Source organism: Flavobacterium limi (assembly GCF_010645075.1).
GTDB classification, from domain to species: Bacteria; Bacteroidota; Bacteroidia; order Flavobacteriales; family Flavobacteriaceae; genus Flavobacterium; species Flavobacterium limi.
In genome coordinates, this window is record NZ_JAADZV010000006.1 from 1 (window position 1) to 17774 (window position 17774).

Sequence of the window (17774 nt, forward strand, 5' to 3'; positions counted from 1 at the left end):
ATTAAGGATCCTGTAACAGGTTGTGAAAGTTCAGTTCGTTTAGCAGTAACAATTACTATAAAGGATCCGGGTACACCGACTACAACAGATACTACACAAGATTTCTGCTTGGTAAATGCACCAACCGTTGCCAATATTCAGGTAAACGAATCCAATGTGGTTTGGTACAATTCATTAACCAGTACCACAGCGATTGCATCTACAACCGCTTTGGCAAACGGAATTTATTATGGAGCTATTTTAGACCCTGTTACAAATTGTCAAAGTGCTGTAAGATTACAAGTAACTATTACGGTAACCAATCCAGCGACACCGACAACTACAGATACTACACAAGATTTCTGTATAGTAAATTCACCAACCGTTGCCAATATTCAGGTAAATGAAACGAATGTAGTTTGGTATGGTACGCTAACAAGTACAACAGCACTTGCGCCAACAACAGCTTTAGTAAACGGAATTTATTATGGAACAATTTTGAATCCAATGACAGGTTGCGAAAGCAGTACAAGATTACAGGTAAGTGTAACAATTAATAATCCAACTGCAACACCAACTACCAATTCTGCTACTCAAAATTTCTGTTCATCTAATGCACCAACGGTTGCTAATATTCAGGTAAATGAAGCGAACGTAGTTTGGTACAGTAATCCAAATGGTGGAACTGCATTACCGGCAATAACACCTTTGACTACAGGTTTATATTATGGTGCTATTTCAAGTTTAATAGGCTGTGAAAATCCTGTACGATTGATAGTTACAGTAAATGTAAATACTCCTGGTGTAGTTACTACAACAAGTACAACACAAAGATTTTGCCTGTCAAAAGCTCCAACTGTTGCTAATATTCAGGTAAATGAAACGAATGTAATTTGGTACAGTACACAGACTGGAGGAACACCTTTAGCAGCTAATACACCGCTTACAGCTACGACTTATTACGCTACGTTACTTAGTAATATAACGAATGGCTGTGCAAATGCAACACGCTTAGCAGTAGCGGTTAGTTTTGAAAATGATGCTTTGTACCCAATTACTTCAACAGATGACACACCATGTGTTTTCCAAGGGGTAACATATTCTGTGGCAAACGGAAAATCAAATTATGTTTGGTCTGTTACTAATGGGACAATAACTTCCGGAGGAGGAACTACTAATGGATCTGCAACAATTTCATGGTCTGATGTTGGACCGGGAACAGTTACAGTAACATACATCAATACATGTGATGAAACCACTACAAAGACATTAAATGTAACAGTAGCAACATGTTCAGATCTTACCATAACGAATACAGTTAGTAATCCTACTCCTAATTTTGGTGAAGAAATTGTCTTTACCATAACAGTAAATAATGTTGGTCAGGGCACTATTCTTAATACGCTGGTTAGTGATTTGCTTCCAAGCGGATATGAATTCGTATCAGCTTCAACATCAGCAGGTGTGTATGATGCTTCTCAGATTTGGACAATTCCAACTTTAAATGCTGGAGAAAGTGAAACACTTGAAATAAGAGTGATTGTGCTGCCAAATGGTAATTACCTAAACGTAGCCACTATCGAAATTTCAACTCCTTTAGATGTAGATCCAACAAACAATACAGCTTCAGCTACTATAGAACCAATTTGTTTAACGGTTTACAATGAGTTTACGCCAAATAGTGACGGAGCAAATGACTTTTTCAGAATTGACTGTATTGAATCATATCCAAATAATGAATTAAAAGTATTTAACAGATATGGTGCTTTAGTTTACAGTAAAAGAGGTTATCAAAATGACTGGGACGGAACAGCTAATGTATCCGGAGTTATAAATAGAGGAGATATGCTGCCAACCGGTACTTATTTTTATGTGATAGACATTGGAGACGGAAAAGTTAAAAAAGGATGGTTATCTATAATGAGATAAGTATCATAATCGTCTAATTAATTAAACTAAATAAGTATCGTTATGAAACTATATATAAAATCATTAGAAACATATTTCATTTTAATATGTTCTATCATCACATTTAGTGCAAGAGCACAGCAAGATCCAGAATATACACAATATATGTATAACACGATGGCAGTAAATCCGGCTTATGCCGGGTCTACTGGGGTGTTAGAGGCTACACTTTTACATCGTTCGCAATGGGTCGGGATTTCTGGAGCGCCTCAAACACAATCATTTTCTATTCATGCACCGCTCCGAAACGAAAAGATTGGTTTAGGATTAAGTGTTGTAAACGACAAAATTGGTCCCTCAAGTGAATTGTATCTTGACGGAAACTTCTCTTATTCATTGGCTTTGGGTTATGAAAAAAGACTTGCCTTTGGTCTAAAAGCAGGTATGAGAATGTTAAATATCGACTGGACTAAAGGAAGATATTACGATCCTAATGATGTGCTTTTAAATCAGAATATTGACAATCAGATGAAACTGGCAGTCGGTGCAGGAGTTTATTACTACACTGATAAATGGTATGTAGGAGTTGCTGTTCCGAGCTTTATCAAAAATGATTATTATGATGATGTTCAGGAATCAATAAGCTACGATCGTCTGCATTATTATTTTATGGGAGGATATGTGTTTGATTTAAATCCGAATTTAAAATTCAAACCTGCATTTTTAATAAAAGCTGTGAGTGGTGCTCCGCTTACCGCTGATGTTTCGGCAAACTTCATGTTATATGAAAAATTTGTTATCGGAGCAGCTTATCGTACAGATGATTCGGTAAGTGTTCTGGCAGGTTTTCAAATATCAAGAAATTTTTACCTCGGATATGCTTTTGATTACACGGTAAGTGAATTGAATAAGTATAATGACGGTTCGCATGAAATCATTCTGAAATATCAGTTTAACAAAAATGAAAGTAAAATCAAATCACCTCGATTCTTCTAAAAAATAATCTTATGAAAAAAATATATATCCTAAGTTTAGTTTTGAGTTTTACGGTTTGTTTTGCTCAGACTAATTTAAAAAAGGCCGATGCGCTGTTTAAAAATTATTCTTATGCCGATGCTTCAAAAGCATATGAAGAAATTTTACAAAATATAAAAAAGCCTTCAACACAAACGATAAAAAATGCAGCTGATTCGTATTATTTTATTTCAGATTCCAGAAATGCTTTAAAATGGTACAGAAAATTATACGAAGTACAGGGCAATAATTTAACGGATATTTACTATTTACGCTACATCCAGTCTATGAAAGCAGTTATGGATTACGATGAAGCAAATAGAGTAACAAAAGAATATCTGGATAAAAAAGGCGATAAAAATGAAATCAACAGATATCTGGCTCAAAAAAAGCACATGGACAGTTTATCCAAAGCAAAATCGCTCTATGAAATAAAAGATCTGGATATAAACACCAGTAAATCTGATTTTGGAGCTACATTTTTTCAGGATAAAATTGTTTTTACCTCTGCCAGGGATACCACTAAGTTTAGCGAAAAACTATACACCTGGAATAATCAGCCTTTTTTGAATTTATATGTTGCCGAAAGAAATCAGGCAGATGGGAGTTTGTTTAATGAAACAGTGTTTTTACCAAATGTAATGACTAAGTACCACGAAGCAACGGCTACTTTTGGTGCAGATGGTAAAACAATTTATTATACGACAAACATTGTTAAAAAGAATAAATTGGTTGTTGATGAAACAAAGACCAACAATTTTCAAATTATTAAAGGTGATATAGTCGACAATAAGTTAGAAAATCCAAAAAAAGTGTTTTTCAATAGTGACGATTATTCTGTTGGCCATCCTTCATTAAGTGAGGATGGGCAATGGCTTTTCTTCGCATCAGACATGCCGGGAGGTTACGGTGAAACCGATTTGTACTATGTAAAAATAGCTGCTGATGGAACCATGAGTTCTCCTGTAAATTTAGGACCAAAAATCAATACTATCGGTAACGATCTTTTTCCGTTTTTCAGAAATGGAGTTCTTTATTTTTCTTCAGACGGTCATTATGGCTGGGGAGATCTGGATATTTACGAAAGTAAATTTTTATCTAATGGAGACTTTTCTGATCCACGAAATTTGGGAGCTCCTATAAATAGCAATAAGGATGATTTTGCTTTTATAATTGACAAAACAGGTCGATTTGGTTACATATCTTCAAACAGAGAAGGAGGAAAAGGAGATGATGATATTTATTCTTTTACCAAAGGAACTCCGGTTTGCAATCAGACTATTTCGGGAATCGCAGTAGATCGTAAAACAAAGCAGCCTCTTACAGATGTTGTGATAATGGGATACAGTTCTTTCAGTGATATTCTTGGTGAAACAAAAACAAATTTTGAAGGTAAATATGCTTTGGTTGTTCCGTGTGGAAAGACTGTGAAAATGATTGCAGCAAAACCCAATTACAGCAGTGATGAAAAGTCAGTAGAAACTACGTTAGAAAACGAAGGAGAAATTCCAAATGTCAATTTTGAACTTAGCAATTATGACGATTTGGTGGTAAAGAAAAAAGGTGTTGAAAAAGTAGATGTAAAACCCATTTATTTTGATTATGACAAATATGAAATAACACCTTTGGCTATAGAAGAATTGACTAAAGTGGTTTTTATTATGCAAAAATTCCCTAACATCCGCATTAAAATTGAATCACATACGGACTCGAGGGGAAAAGATTCTTATAACCTGAAACTTTCTGATAACAGGGCAAAATCAACACGCGATTACATTATTTCGCAAAATATTGATGCTTCAAGGATAGAAAGTGCTATTGGTTACGGAGAAACGCGATTAATTAATAAATGTAAAAATGGTGTAAAATGTACAGAAGAGGAGCATTTATTAAACAGACGTTCGGATTTTATTATTATTCATAAATAAATTAGTGTTTTTTATTTAGGTTGTTGATTATCACTTTTAAAAGTGCAGAAAGTAAAACCATTTGGAAGCTGGTTTTTTTTAATTCTTTTTTAAGAATAATGGACAAGAAGAAAATCAAGTTGCAAATTTTGCAACTTGATTTTTGATTTTTTAAAACTTTTTGGTTTTAATATTTTACAATAAAAAATAATCCTAATTTTGAGACTCTGTTTTTATAAATTATAATCAGCATTATTTTTAATATTTTATGAGTATTCAAGACACAATTCAGACTTTACGAAACGAACTTAATCAACACAATTACAATTATTATGTACTTGATGACGCTACAATTTCTGATTATGATTTTGATATTAAATTAAAAGAACTTCAGGATTTAGAAAGTAAATATCCTGAATTTTTTGATGAGCATTCTCCAACTCAAAGAGTGGGCGGAATGGTGACTAAAAATTTTAAAACTATAACGCACCAGTTCAGAATGTACTCTTTGGATAACTCTTATTCGAAAGAAGATTTATTAGATTGGGAAAGCCGAATCCAGAGAGTATTGGGAAATGTAAACTTACAGTATACTTGTGAATTAAAATATGATGGTGCTTCGATAAGCATTACATATGAAAACGGAAAACTGGTCCAGGCTTTGACACGTGGAGATGGTTTTCAGGGGGATGAGGTTACAAATAATATTAAAACTATTAGATCAATCCCGTTGAAATTAAAAGGTAATTATCCTGATAAATTCGATATTCGCGGTGAAATTATCCTGCCTTTAAAAGGTTTCGAAAAAATGAATCAGAATTTGATTGAAATTGGTGAAACACCCTATTCAAATCCAAGAAATACTGCTTCAGGAAGTTTAAAACTACAGGATAGTGCTGAGGTAGCTAAGCGCCCTTTAGAATGTTTATTATATTCGGTAACAAGTAATAATTTACCTTTTTCTTCTCAAATAGAAGGGTTACAATCAGCAAGAGACTGGGGATTTAAAGTGCCAAGTGAAGCAAAATTAGCCAATACGATGCAGGAAGTTTTTGATTTTATTGATTATTGGGATACTCATCGTCACAAATTGCCTTACGAAACAGATGGCGTGGTTGTAAAAGTAAATAGTTTCCGCCATCAGGAAGAACTGGGGTATACAGCAAAATCGCCTCGTTGGGCTATAGCATATAAATTTAAAGCAGAACAGGTTTCGACCAAATTAAAAACAATTTCGTATCAGGTTGGCCGTACAGGGGCTATTACTCCGGTAGCAAATTTAGAACCTGTACAGCTGGCTGGGACGATTGTAAAAAGGGCTTCTTTGCATAATGCAGATCAAATCGAAAAATTAGACATTCGAATTAATGATACTGTTTTTGTTGAAAAAGGCGGCGAAATCATTCCAAAAATTATCGCTGTTGATTTAGAACAGCGTGCGGAAGATTCACAAAAAACACATTATATCACTCATTGCCCGGAATGTGAAACTGAATTGGTTCGTACAGAAGGCGAGGCAAACCATTATTGCCCGAATTTCTACGGCTGCCCTCCACAGATTATTGGCAGAATCCAGCATTATATTTCAAGAAAAGCAATGGATATTGAAGGACTTGGAGGGGAAACGGTTGCTTTGCTTTTCAAAAATAATCTGGTTCATAATTACGCCGATTTATATGAATTGAAAGTAGAAGACATTTTGCACCTCGAAAGAATGGCGCAAAAATCTGCTGAAAATCTGGTAAATGGTGTTCAGAAATCAAAAGAAATTCCATTTGAAAGTGTTCTTTTTGCATTAGGGATTCGTTTCGTAGGAGAAACGGTGGCAAAAAAACTAGCCAAACATTACAAAAATATTGATGCACTAAGTCAGGCTTCACTGATGGAATTGATTTTAGTAGATGAAATTGGAGAACGAATTGCAAAAAGCGTTATTGAATTTTTCGAAAATGAAGAAAACAGAAAAATAATTGAACGATTAAAAAAATATGGCGTTCAGTTTGAAATCGTTGAAAAAATAAACCCGAATGCTACTGAAAAATTCCTTGGAAAAACATTTGTGGTTTCAGGTGTTTTTGCTGAATTTTCAAGAGATGAATTAAAGAAAACCATAGAAGATAACGGCGGTAAAGTTGGAAGTTCCATTTCTGCAAAAACAGATTTTGTAGTAGCTGGAGATAATATGGGGCCTGCAAAATTAGAAAAAGCAAATAAACTAAATATTCCAATATTATCTGAACAGGAATTTATAACCAAACTGAATGAAAGCGAGTAGACCTTCATTGATTTTATATTCGATTGCATTTTTTTTTACAATCGTGTTTGATATTCTTCAATATGATTATCTTACAGTTTGCATGAAATCGATTGTAATTCCTTCGGTTTTCTTTTATTTTTATTCTTCAAATAATTTTAAAATTGATAAAACGCAAATTCTAATTTTCTCTTTGTGTTTTGTTGGGGAAGTTTTTCATCTCATGGATGTAGAAATCTCTACTCTTGGATCTTTAATATGCTTTTTGTTTGTTTACTCTATATTAATCAAAAAGATTATTGTTGACAGGATAAAATTTAAAAGAGCCGACATATTACCCATTACTTTGGTGATCTTAATCATTATATATTTGTTGTTTTCAGTTTTAAGTTTACAGTTTGATAAAATCAACGACTTTCACTTATTATACGGAATTTATGGTATTACATTAAGTATTTTAGGGGTTATATGTTATGCGAATTATATAACAAGAGGAACTTACGTTACTTTACTATTGACAGTAATGATTACTTGTTTTATAATTTCTGATATGTTTTTTATTTTCAATGAATACTTTTCGTATTCTTTAGTACTAATTTTGATTAGGGATGTTGCACAAATACTGGCGTACTTTTTTTTGGCGAAATACTTTATAGTATCAAATAAAAAGAGGGTTAAACAATAATAGATTTCCCCTGATTAGTATGGGATTTATTCCTGTTGAAATAAAAATCGATTCTGCCTAAATTTATTCCGTAGCATCCCACCTGATTTACCAGAACATCTTCTCCCGCTTTGTTTTTTACAATAGTAGGTTTGTCTAAAAAGGTATGTGTATGACCGCCAATGATCAAGTCAATATCCTGAGTTAATTCGGCTAATTTCAAATCGCAAATTCTTGTAGCATCATCTTTGTATTTGTAACCCAAATGCGAAAGACAAATAACAAGGTCGCATTTTTCTTCTTTTTTTAGCAACTGCGTCATGTCCTGCGCAATTTCTACAGGATTATTGTAAACAGTTTCTTTGTACATTTTTTTATCAACGAGTCCGTCAAGCTCTATTCCTAAACCAAAAACACCAACTTTAATTCCATTTTTATTGAAAATTTTGTATGGTTTTACAAGTCCGTTCATGATGGTGTTTTTAAAATCATAATTCGAACAGATGAAATCAAAACTGGCATGTGGCATTTGTGCATACAATCCGTCAAGACCATTATCAAAATCGTGGTTTCCAATGGTTGAAGCATCATATTTCATCATGCTCATTAGCTTGAATTCAAGTTCGCCTCCATAATAATTAAAATAAGGTGTTCCCTGAAAAATATCGCCTGCATCCAGTAAAAGCACATTTGGATTTTCTTTTCGAATGGTTTCAATAAGAGCTGCCCTGCGTGATACACCACCTTTGTTGGGATTTCGCGGATCATCAGCCGGAAAAGGATCGATATGACTGTGAACATCATTCGTATGAAGAACAGTTAAATGCTTTATATCGTTTGTTTCAAAACTGCTCAATGACAAGCCTAGACTTAATAAAGCAGTACCTGCAGCCGTTTTTTCGATAAATTCTCTTCTTTTCATTGTGTATGTTTTTTGCGAAAATCCTGTATTTATATTTGATTCTAATCTGATTATTCTTCTGTGATTCGGATGTCTTTTGGAACCGGAATCGTATCAACTTCTTTAAAATAATCAATCAGTACGTTCCGAAGTTTATAATTCAGGTCATATTTTTGGATAGATTTGAGGAAAAAGTTCATACTATCACCGCCATTTGCCAGATAATCATTTGTGGCAATATAATATGTTCGGCTCGTATCAAGAGGCTTTCCCTGAATTTGAATGTTTTTAGCAGTGTTATCTTTTGAAATAGTGAAAGTCATTCCGGACAAAGGATGAGGTTTCTTTTCTTTAATTATATAAGAAGTCATTTCAAGAATCTGATCACCTTTTAAAGCAAGCACCACCAAATTATTTTCAAAAGGCATAATTTCAAATGCGGTTCTTGTAGTTACATTTCCTTTTGGTAATATAGCTCTGATTCCACCATGATTCAAAAGGCATAAGTCAATCTCCTTTTTTTCACGGGCCTTGAAAATATGATTACCTTTTTGTAGACAAATATCAGCCATTAGGTTACCAATGCTGGTTTGCCATTTCCCGGTGCTTTTATCAAGTGTTTCCGGACAATATGCTAATATGTTATCTAAGTCTTCATTAATGTGATCGCGATAAGGTTTGATGAAATTTTCAATCTCACGTGTCTGGTTATCTTTTTCGGTAACCGGAAGCTGTTTTCCTTCTATCTTAGTTAAGTTGTAATTCTTCTGGCTGCATGAGAATACAAAAAAGAGTGTTAAGAATATAACAAAAAGTTTTAAAAATCCGTTATACTTTTTTAGTTTTACCATCTTAAATGCGACTTAAATAATTAATTTTGTAATCTGGTAAAATTACTATGTTTTTAAATTATCTGAAGGATTTTTTTATAAAAAAAACATTAAAAAATAATTTGCTTAATGTAAAAAAAGAAGTCTTTACCAGTAATGTACAAACGATAGGGTTATTGATTGATGAAAGTGATTTTAGTTACTCAAAGTTAATTATTGACGAACTGATTTTAAATGGAATTACTCCAGGAAATATCAAAGTTGTTGTGTACCGGAATAAATTTAGGGATAAGGAAGAATACGAATTTCCAACTTTTACAAAAAAGCATATAGACTGGAACGGAGAAATTAAATTACCATTTTTAACTGAATTTATTGAAACAGAATTTGATCTTTTGATTAGTTATTATGATGTTCAGAAACCTACTTTGAAACTGATTACAAATCAATCAAAAGCTAAATTTAAAGTTGGATTTGCATCAATAGATAAAAATATAAATCGTTGGATGATAAATACTTCTTTAAGTAATTATAAACTTTTCGTTTTCGAATTGTTTAAGTATTTAAAAAATATAAAATAAAAATATAATTTAGAATATGCAATCATTAATAGGAACAGGTGTTGCTCTTGTCACTCCATTTAAAAAAGACTTTTCAATTGATATCGAAGCTTTACAGCGAATCGTTAATTTTTCGATAGACGGAGGGGTTGAATATCTTGTGGTTATGGGAACAACTGCTGAAAATGCAACTTTGACCACGTCTGAAAAAGAGCTAGTTATTAGTACTGTGATTGAAGTTAATAACGGAAGACTGCCTTTGGTTCTTGGGGTTGGGGGTAATAATACCATGCAGATTGTTGAAGAATTAAAAACAAGGGATTTCTCTGCATTTGAGGCTATTCTTTCAGTTTCTCCTTACTATAATAAACCTACACAAGAAGGAATTTATCAACATTTTAAAGCCATTGCAGAAGTTTCTCCGGTTCCGGTAATTTTATATAATGTTCCGGGAAGAACATCAAGTAATATGGCGCCTTCAACAGTTATTCGCCTTGCTAATGATTTTGAAAATGTTGTAGCAATAAAAGAAGCTGCCGGAGACATGGCTCAGGCTTTGCAATTGATTAAAGATGCACCAAAAGATTTTCTCGTAATTTCAGGAGACGATATGATTGCCTTACCAATGGTTTTGGCTGGTGGGGCAGGAGTTATCTCTGTTATTGGTCAGGGATTTCCAAAAGAATTTTCAGAAATGATTCGTTTAGGTCTGAACCGAAAAGTAAATGAAGCTTTTAAAACACAATACTTTTTGTCTGATTGTATTGATATGATTTTTGAACAGGGAAATCCTGCCGGAATCAAACATGTATTCCAGTCTTTAGGAATTGCTGATAATACTGTTCGTTTACCATTAGTTTCGGTTGATGAATCACTGGCAGGCCGATTAGATAAATTTGTAAAAGCAGCATTAAAATAAAATAAAAATTCCCTGTATTTTATTGTATCAAAAAATATTTTGTAGTAGCTAAATTAATAACTAAATTTGCCACCGAAACTTCGGTGTGATTTTGCTTTGGCATAACTGTCTGAGAAATCATAATAAAAGTAAGAAAATGAAAAAAATAGTATCGCTGTTAATTGTTATTGCCCTTTTTTGCTCTTGTAGTGATTATCAAAAGGCATTGAAAAATGAAGATGTTGCGGCAAAGTTTGAAATTGCAACAAAGATGTATGAGGCAGGGAAGTATAATAAAGCAATTAGACTTTTTGAGCAATTAGCGCCTACATACAGAGGAAAACCTCAGGCAGAAAAGCTATTTTATATGTTTTCTCAGTCTTATTATAAAACAAAACAGTATTATTTAGCTGGTTATCAGTTTGAAAGTTTTGTTTCAGGATATCCACGAAGCGAAAAAGTTCAGGAAGCTGCTTTTTTAGGAGCTTACAGTTATTCTAAATTAGCTCCTGTTTATAGTTTAGATCAGACAGATACAGTGAAAGCGTTGGATAAATTACAGGCTTTTATTGATAATTATCCAAACTCTGAATATATTGCTCAGGCTAATGAAGCTGTTAAGGTACTAAGCGGAAAGCTGGAAAAAAAGGCATATGAAAATGCTAAAGGATATAACACTATTTCAGATTATAAATCGGCATTAATTGCCTTTGATAATTTTATTGCAGATTATCCGGGAACTCCATTTAAAGAGGACGCATTGTTTTATAAATATGACTCTGCATATCAATTGGCTATAAACAGTATTCCTCAAAAAATGGAAGAGCGTTTAAATGTTGCAAAAGTGGCTTATAATAACTTGTTGAAGTTTAAAAGCGACACAAAATATAAAAAACAGGCAGACGAAATGAATGCCAGAGTTGAAACAGATTTACAAAAATTTACTAAATAAATAAAGTCATGGATTTAAAAAAGACGAATGCTCCTGTAAATACAATAACTTACAATAAAACAGTTATTGAAGAGCCAACAGGAAATGTGTATGAGGCAATCACTATTATGGCTAAAAGAGCAAACCAGATCAATTCTGAAATTAAAAAAGAATTGACTGAGAAATTAGAAGAGTTTGCTACTTACAATGACAGTCTTGAAGAAGTTTTTGAAAATAAAGAACAAATTGAAGTTTCTAAATTTTACGAAAAATTACCAAAACCACACGCTTTAGCTGTTCAGGAATGGTTAGACGGTAAAACATACCACAGAAGCTCAAACAAATAATACAGTACAATGTCAGTTTTAAACGGGAAGAAAATTTTACTGGGGGTTTCCGGTGGAATAGCAGCCTATAAAACAGCCTCATTAGTACGACTCTTTATAAAAGCAGGTGCACATGTCCAGGTGATCATGACACCTGCTTCTAAGGATTTTGTAACTCCGCTTACGTTATCTACGTTATCAAAAAATCCTGTACATTCCAGTTTTTTTAATGAAGACGACCAGGATGCTGTCTGGAATAATCATGTTGATTTGGCGCTTTGGGCTGATCTAATGCTGATTGCTCCTGCAACAGCAAATACGTTATCAAAAATGGTGACGGGAAACAGCGATAATCTTTTAATTGCTACTTATTTATCTGCTAAATGTCCTGTTTATTTTGCTCCGGCTATGGATCTGGATATGTATAAACATCCTTCTACTTTATCCAGTTTTAATGCTTTAAAACAATTTGGAAATATTATGATTCCGGCTGAAAACGGAGAATTAGCAAGTGGTTTGTCAGGTGAAGGAAGAATGGCGGAACCTGAAAATATAGTTGCTTTTTTAGAAGATGATTTAGAAAGTAAACTGCCTTTAAAAGGGAAAAAAATTCTAATTACAGCAGGTCCAACATACGAAGCAATAGATCCAGTACGTTTTATTGGGAATCATTCTTCAGGAAAAATGGGATTCGATATTGCAAAAGCTGCGGCTAATCTGGGTGCGTCTGTTATATTGGTTACAGGGCCTACGCACTTAAAAGTTGAAAATTCATTGATTGAGGTTGTTAATGTTTTCTCAGCCCAGGAAATGTACGATGCCTGTCATTTGCATTTTAATGATACTGATGTGGCTATTGCTGCCGCAGCAGTAGCAGATTACAAACCAAAAGTAATAGCCCTTCAGAAAATTAAGAAAGCTGCAGATGAATTTTCGATTGAACTCGAAAAAACAAAAGATATTTTGTCCTCATTAGGAAAAATTAAAAAAAAACAGTTTTTAATTGGTTTTGCTTTGGAAACCGAAAATGAAATTGAAAATGCTAAGTTGAAAATCCAGAAAAAAAACTTAGATTTGATTGTTTTAAATTCGTTGCAGGATAAAGGAGCAGGTTTTCAACAGCCAACTAATAAAGTTACTTTTATAGATAAGGAATTTAAAATTGAGCCAATGGATTTAAAATCTAAAGAGTCTGTTGCAGTTGATATTTTAAACAAAGTTATAGAACATTTTTATGTATAAATTAGTTACTTTTTTAGCGTTTTTGTTTTTTAGTTTTGGACAGGCACAACAGTTAAATTGTACGGTTACTATAAATACGGAAAGATTGCCAAATCCAAATCTTCAGGTCTATAAAACGCTTCAGGCTTCTTTGTCAGAATTTGTGAATAAAACGGATTGGATGGGAGCTGTTTTAAAACAAAATGAGCGTATTAATTGTTCAATGTACATTACGCTTTTTTCTCATAATTCTGATCAGTTTTCAGGAACTATACAAGTACAATCTTCAAGGTTAATCTATAATTCTACTTATTCTTCCCCTGTTTTTAATTTTAACGATAAAGATTTTAATTTCAGGTATACTGAGTTTGAACCTTTATTGTATAATCCAACTACATTTGAGTCTAATTTAGTATCAGTAATATCCTTTTATAGTTATATGATTTTAGGAATGGATGGGGATACATTTCAGTTTGCTGGCGGGAATCCTTATTTTGAAACTGCTCAAAACATCGCCAACGTTGCGCAGCAGGGGGGGGCTAAAGGATGGACTCAGGCAGATGGGCTCCAAAATCGTTTTTTTCTGATAAATGACATGGCTGCTCCGGTTTATTCTGATTTGAGACAAACTACTTTTTTGTATTATTCAGGATTAGATATAATGAATCAGGATTTGAAAGAGGCAAAAGAGAAAATAAAATCTTCATTAATGTTAATAGGTAAATTAAATTCGGTTAAACCAAATGCCTTTTTGACAAGAGTATTTTTTGATGCAAAATCAGATGAGATAGTATCTGTTTTTTCAGGAGGACCAAGTATTACAATTACAGATTTAGTAGAAAACTTAAACCGGGTTTCACCCCTGAATTCTACAAAATGGTCTCAAATTAAATACTAACTGAATTTACTTCAATAATTTTACTTTTAAAAGCTATATGATTACTTCGCTGTCAATTAAAAATTATGCATTAATTGAAAAACTTTCTATAGATTTTTCGAAAGGTTTTTCTATAATAACCGGAGAAACCGGAGCTGGAAAATCAATTATTTTAGGAGCGTTAGGATTAGTTTTGGGAAAGAGAGCTGATTTGACTTCTCTTAAAAACAAAGAAGAAAAATGTGTTATCGAAGCGCAGTTTGAAATTTCTAAATATAATTTGAAAGATTTTTTTGAATTGAATGATCTTGATTATGAAGATGAAACAATTATAAGACGTGAAATTCTTCCTTCTGGTAAATCACGTGCATTTATTAATGATAGTCCTGTAAATCTTCAGGAATTGCAAGACCTTAGTCTGTTTTTGATTGATATTCATTCGCAACAGCAAACCCAGGAACTTTCAGATGAAGGTGTACAGTTTAAAATAATTGACGCAATTGCTCAAAATTTAGAAATTATAGATTCGTATCAAAAATTACTAAAAGTATACAAGTCTGATAAATCGAAATTAAATGCTTTGCTTAAAAAACAAAGTGATGCAGGAAAGGAGCAGGAGTACAATACTTTTTTATTGAATGAACTGGTTGCTGCAAAATTAAAATCAGGAGAACAGGAAGAACTGGAGGCTGATTTTGAGAAACTGAATAATGTTGAAATAATTAAAGAGTCAATTGATAAATCACTTGCAATTGCAAATGAAGAGCAATTTGGTGTTTTTCATAATTTGAATGAAATTAAGACTTCATTGCAGAAAATCGCAGCTTTTTCATCAGAATATCAAAATTTATTTGACAGAATCACAAGTGTAGCAATTGAATTTGACGATGTTTCAAAAGAATTGCAAAATGCCGCAGATAAATTGTTAAATGATCCCGAGAAATTAGAATTGACCAATCAGAAATTACAGTTGATTCATAATTTACAGAAAAAACATCAGGTTACTACGGTGGATGAATTGTTGCAAATACAGTCAAACTTAGAAAGTTCTGTGTTGGAATTAGGTAATATTGAAGAAGAAATAGCAATTCTGGCGGCATCAATCAAACAAAAAACAGAAGAGTTAGATTTGCTTTCAGCTAAAATTCATCAAAATAGAAAAGAAGCAATTCCGGTTTTATCGACTCAGTTAATTTCGATATTAGAAACGTTAGGAATGCCAAATGTTAGGTTTAGAATGGAGCTAACAGCATCGGATACTTATTTTCAAAATGGAAAAGATGAATTACAATTTTTGTTTTCTGCTAATAAAGGAACTGACTTCGGTTTACTGAAAAAAGTTGCTTCTGGAGGAGAAATGTCCCGTATAATGCTGGCGGTAAAGGCAATATTGGCACAATATTCTAAATTGCCAACTTTGATTTTTGACGAAATAGATACAGGTGTTTCCGGAGAAATCGCTGTTAGGATGGGTGAGATCATGAAAGAGATGAGTGCTAAAATGCAAATATTTGCCATTACTCATTTACCTCAGATTGCTGCAAAGGGAGACTCTCACTTTAAAGTGTTCAAGTCTACAACTAACGATGACACGCAGTCAGAATTAAAGCTTTTGCCTCAGGACGAAAGAGTTATAGAAATTGCTCAAATGTTGTCAGGAGCTAATATCTCTGATTCTGCACTGAATCATGCAAAACAATTGTTAAGTTAAAATAAGAAAATGGAAAGTTTGAGTTATTACGAAAATCAATTTATAAAAGCAGATTCCCTGATCTCTGACGGAAACATTGCTGAGGGAAAAGAATTACTGGAAGAAATATTGTCTCAATACCCGGATTTTGGTAAAGCGCATAATCATTTAGGCTGGATTTATTATAATAAGCTCAGTAATTATGATAAAGGAATTTACCATTATAAACTGGCTATGAAGTTTGAACCTAAATATCCTGCGGCTTATTTAAACTATACTTATCTCCTTATCGATATTGGTAGGTATGAAGAAGCGAAAGAACACATTAGCTTTACTATGAAGACTTTGGAGAATTTCGATTCATCATCTTTTAATAGTGAATTGGGAAGGATGGCAGAGTATGAGAATCAATATTTAGCTGCTTATAATTACTATAAGTTAGCCAAAACGAATGCTTTAAATCCTAATTTTATAGACAATATGAATGTAAACATGAAAAGGGTTAAGGATAAAATGTCTATTTTTGAAAAATTAAAATTGAAATTGAATTAATACAATAAATAATTACAAGATGATCATAGAACCTAGAATGAGAGGATTTATTTGTTTGACATCACACCCAAAAGGATGCGAGCAAAATGTTAAAAATCAAATTGAATATATCAAATCAAAAGGACCTATCGAAGGGGCTAAAAAAGTATTAGTAATTGGTGCTTCAACAGGTTTTGGATTAGCTTCAAGAATTACAAGTGCTTTTGGATCTGATGCAGCAACTATTGGTGTGTTTTTTGAAAAACCATCAGCTGAAGGTAAAACTGCTACTCCGGGATGGTACAATTCAGCAGCTTTTGAATCAGAAGCTCATAAAGCTGGATTATATGCAAAAAGTATCAATGGAGATGCTTTTTCAAATGAAGTTAAAAGAGAAACTTTAGATTTGATAAAAGCAGATTTAGGACAAGTTGATCTTGTAATTTATAGTTTGGCTTCTCCGGTACGTACAAATCCTAAAACAGGGGTTACACATCGTTCAGTTTTAAAGCCGATAGGACAGACATATACTAATAAAACGGTTGATTTTCATACTGGAAAAGTTTCTGAGGTTTCAATAGCTCCTGCTAACGAGGAAGATATTGTTAACACAGTTGAAGTTATGGGAGGAGATGACTGGGCAATGTGGATTGAGGCTTTAAAAAACGAAAATTTATTAGCAGATGGCGCTACAACAATTGCTTATTCGTATATCGGGCCTGAATTAACAGAAGCCGTTTATCGTAAAGGAACTATAGGTCGTGCAAAAGATGATTTAGAAGCTACAGCATTTACTATTACTGATAGTTTAAAGTCTATAGGAGGAAGAGCTTATGTGTCTGTAAATAAAGCATTAGTAACGCAGTCTAGTTCGGCCATTCCGGTTGTTCCTTTGTATATTTCTCTTTTGTATAAAGTAATGAAAGAAAAAGGAATTCATGAAGGCTGTATTGAGCAGATTCATCGTTTGTTTAAAGACAGATTGTATGCAGAAACAATTCTTACTGATGAAAAAGGAAGAATCAGGATTGATGATTGGGAAATGCGTGAAGATGTTCAGGCAGAAGTGGCTAAACTTTGGTTAGAAACGACTACAGAAACATTGCCCGCTATTGGAGATTTAGAAGGGTACAGAAATGATTTCCTAAATCTGTTTGGGTTTGAATTAGGAGGAATAGATTATAAAGCTGAGGCAAATGAAATGGTTCAGGTAGAAAGTATCAAGTAATTTATTTAAATCATTATAAATGAAAACCATCAACTCAAAGTTGATGGTTTTTTTA

16 protein-coding genes are annotated in these 17774 nt (G+C 33.2%); 14 read left to right on the top strand and 2 right to left on the bottom strand.

Annotation, left to right across the window (positions count from 1 at the left end; translation table 11 throughout):
• From GXM16_RS13065 to GXM16_RS13085, 5 genes are all read left to right on the top strand, one after another.
• The coding region (locus GXM16_RS13065; RefSeq protein WP_163394893.1) for a T9SS type B sorting domain-containing protein at positions 1 to 1908 on the top strand (1908 nt) is incomplete at its 5' end.
• Between the two features lie 42 nt (positions 1909 to 1950).
• The gene (locus tag GXM16_RS13070) at positions 1951 to 2883 is read left to right on the top strand and encodes a PorP/SprF family type IX secretion system membrane protein (RefSeq protein ID WP_163394894.1); all 933 of its coding nucleotides are present in this window, start codon (positions 1951 to 1953) and stop codon (positions 2881 to 2883) included.
• Between the two features lie 11 nt (positions 2884 to 2894).
• Positions 2895 to 4829, top strand: a complete 1935-nt coding sequence (locus tag GXM16_RS13075; RefSeq protein WP_163394895.1) for an OmpA family protein — start codon at positions 2895 to 2897, stop codon at positions 4827 to 4829.
• A 247-nt stretch (positions 4830 to 5076) separates the two neighbouring features.
• Positions 5077 to 7083 (top strand): NAD-dependent DNA ligase LigA, encoded by a 2007-nt coding sequence (ligA, locus tag GXM16_RS13080; RefSeq protein ID WP_163394896.1) that lies wholly within the window; start codon positions 5077 to 5079, stop codon positions 7081 to 7083.
• A complete protein-coding gene (locus tag GXM16_RS13085) occupies positions 7070 to 7747 on the top strand; it encodes a hypothetical protein (RefSeq protein WP_163394897.1) in 678 nt (225 codons plus the stop codon). The genes ligA and GXM16_RS13085 overlap by 14 nt, the downstream gene beginning before the upstream one ends.
• Here GXM16_RS13085 and GXM16_RS13090 read toward each other — a convergent pair.
• Both GXM16_RS13090 and GXM16_RS13095 read right to left on the bottom strand, forming a co-directional pair.
• Positions 7737 to 8648, bottom strand: a complete 912-nt coding sequence (locus GXM16_RS13090; protein ID WP_163394898.1) for a bifunctional metallophosphatase/5'-nucleotidase — start codon at positions 8646 to 8648, stop codon at positions 7737 to 7739. The genes GXM16_RS13085 and GXM16_RS13090 overlap by 11 nt on opposite strands.
• 50 nt (positions 8649 to 8698) lie before the next feature.
• A complete protein-coding gene (locus GXM16_RS13095; protein ID WP_163394899.1) occupies positions 8699 to 9478 on the bottom strand; it encodes a 5'-nucleotidase C-terminal domain-containing protein in 780 nt (259 codons plus the stop codon).
• A gap of 47 nt (positions 9479 to 9525) precedes the next feature.
• Here GXM16_RS13095 and GXM16_RS13100 point away from each other — a divergent pair, with 47 nt between their 5' ends.
• From GXM16_RS13100 to fabV, 9 genes are all read left to right on the top strand, one after another.
• Positions 9526 to 10038: a DUF6913 domain-containing protein gene (locus tag GXM16_RS13100; RefSeq protein WP_163394900.1), complete on the top strand. Its 513-nt coding sequence runs from the start codon at positions 9526 to 9528 to the stop codon at positions 10036 to 10038.
• 16 nt (positions 10039 to 10054) lie between these two features.
• Positions 10055 to 10936, top strand: coding sequence for a 4-hydroxy-tetrahydrodipicolinate synthase (gene dapA, locus GXM16_RS13105; protein WP_163394901.1), 882 nt, complete (start codon positions 10055 to 10057; stop codon positions 10934 to 10936).
• Between the two features lie 136 nt (positions 10937 to 11072).
• Positions 11073 to 11867, top strand: a complete 795-nt coding sequence (locus GXM16_RS13110) for an outer membrane protein assembly factor BamD (protein WP_163394902.1) — start codon at positions 11073 to 11075, stop codon at positions 11865 to 11867.
• An 8-nt stretch (positions 11868 to 11875) separates the two neighbouring features.
• Positions 11876 to 12193, top strand: a complete 318-nt coding sequence (locus GXM16_RS13115) for a DNA-directed RNA polymerase subunit omega (protein WP_008463064.1) — start codon at positions 11876 to 11878, stop codon at positions 12191 to 12193.
• A gap of 9 nt (positions 12194 to 12202) precedes the next feature.
• Complete coding sequence (gene coaBC / locus GXM16_RS13120; RefSeq protein ID WP_163394903.1) at positions 12203 to 13414, top strand: bifunctional phosphopantothenoylcysteine decarboxylase/phosphopantothenate--cysteine ligase CoaBC; 1212 nt, start codon at positions 12203 to 12205, stop codon at positions 13412 to 13414.
• Positions 13407 to 14291, top strand: coding sequence for a type IX secretion system protein PorD (gene porD / locus GXM16_RS13125; RefSeq protein ID WP_163394904.1), 885 nt, complete (start codon positions 13407 to 13409; stop codon positions 14289 to 14291). The genes coaBC and porD overlap by 8 nt, the downstream gene beginning before the upstream one ends.
• Before the next feature lie 37 nt (positions 14292 to 14328).
• Positions 14329 to 15981, top strand: a complete 1653-nt coding sequence (gene recN / locus GXM16_RS13130; protein WP_163394905.1) for a DNA repair protein RecN — start codon at positions 14329 to 14331, stop codon at positions 15979 to 15981.
• Positions 15982 to 15990: 9 nt separating this feature from the next.
• Complete coding sequence (locus tag GXM16_RS13135) at positions 15991 to 16512, top strand: hypothetical protein (RefSeq protein ID WP_163394906.1); 522 nt, start codon at positions 15991 to 15993, stop codon at positions 16510 to 16512.
• Positions 16513 to 16531: 19 nt separating this feature from the next.
• Positions 16532 to 17719 carry an enoyl-ACP reductase FabV gene (fabV, locus tag GXM16_RS13140; protein ID WP_163394907.1) on the top strand — a complete coding sequence of 396 codons (1188 nt, stop codon included), beginning with the start codon at positions 16532 to 16534 and terminating at the stop codon, positions 17717 to 17719.
• Positions 17720 to 17774: the final 55 nt, after the last annotated feature.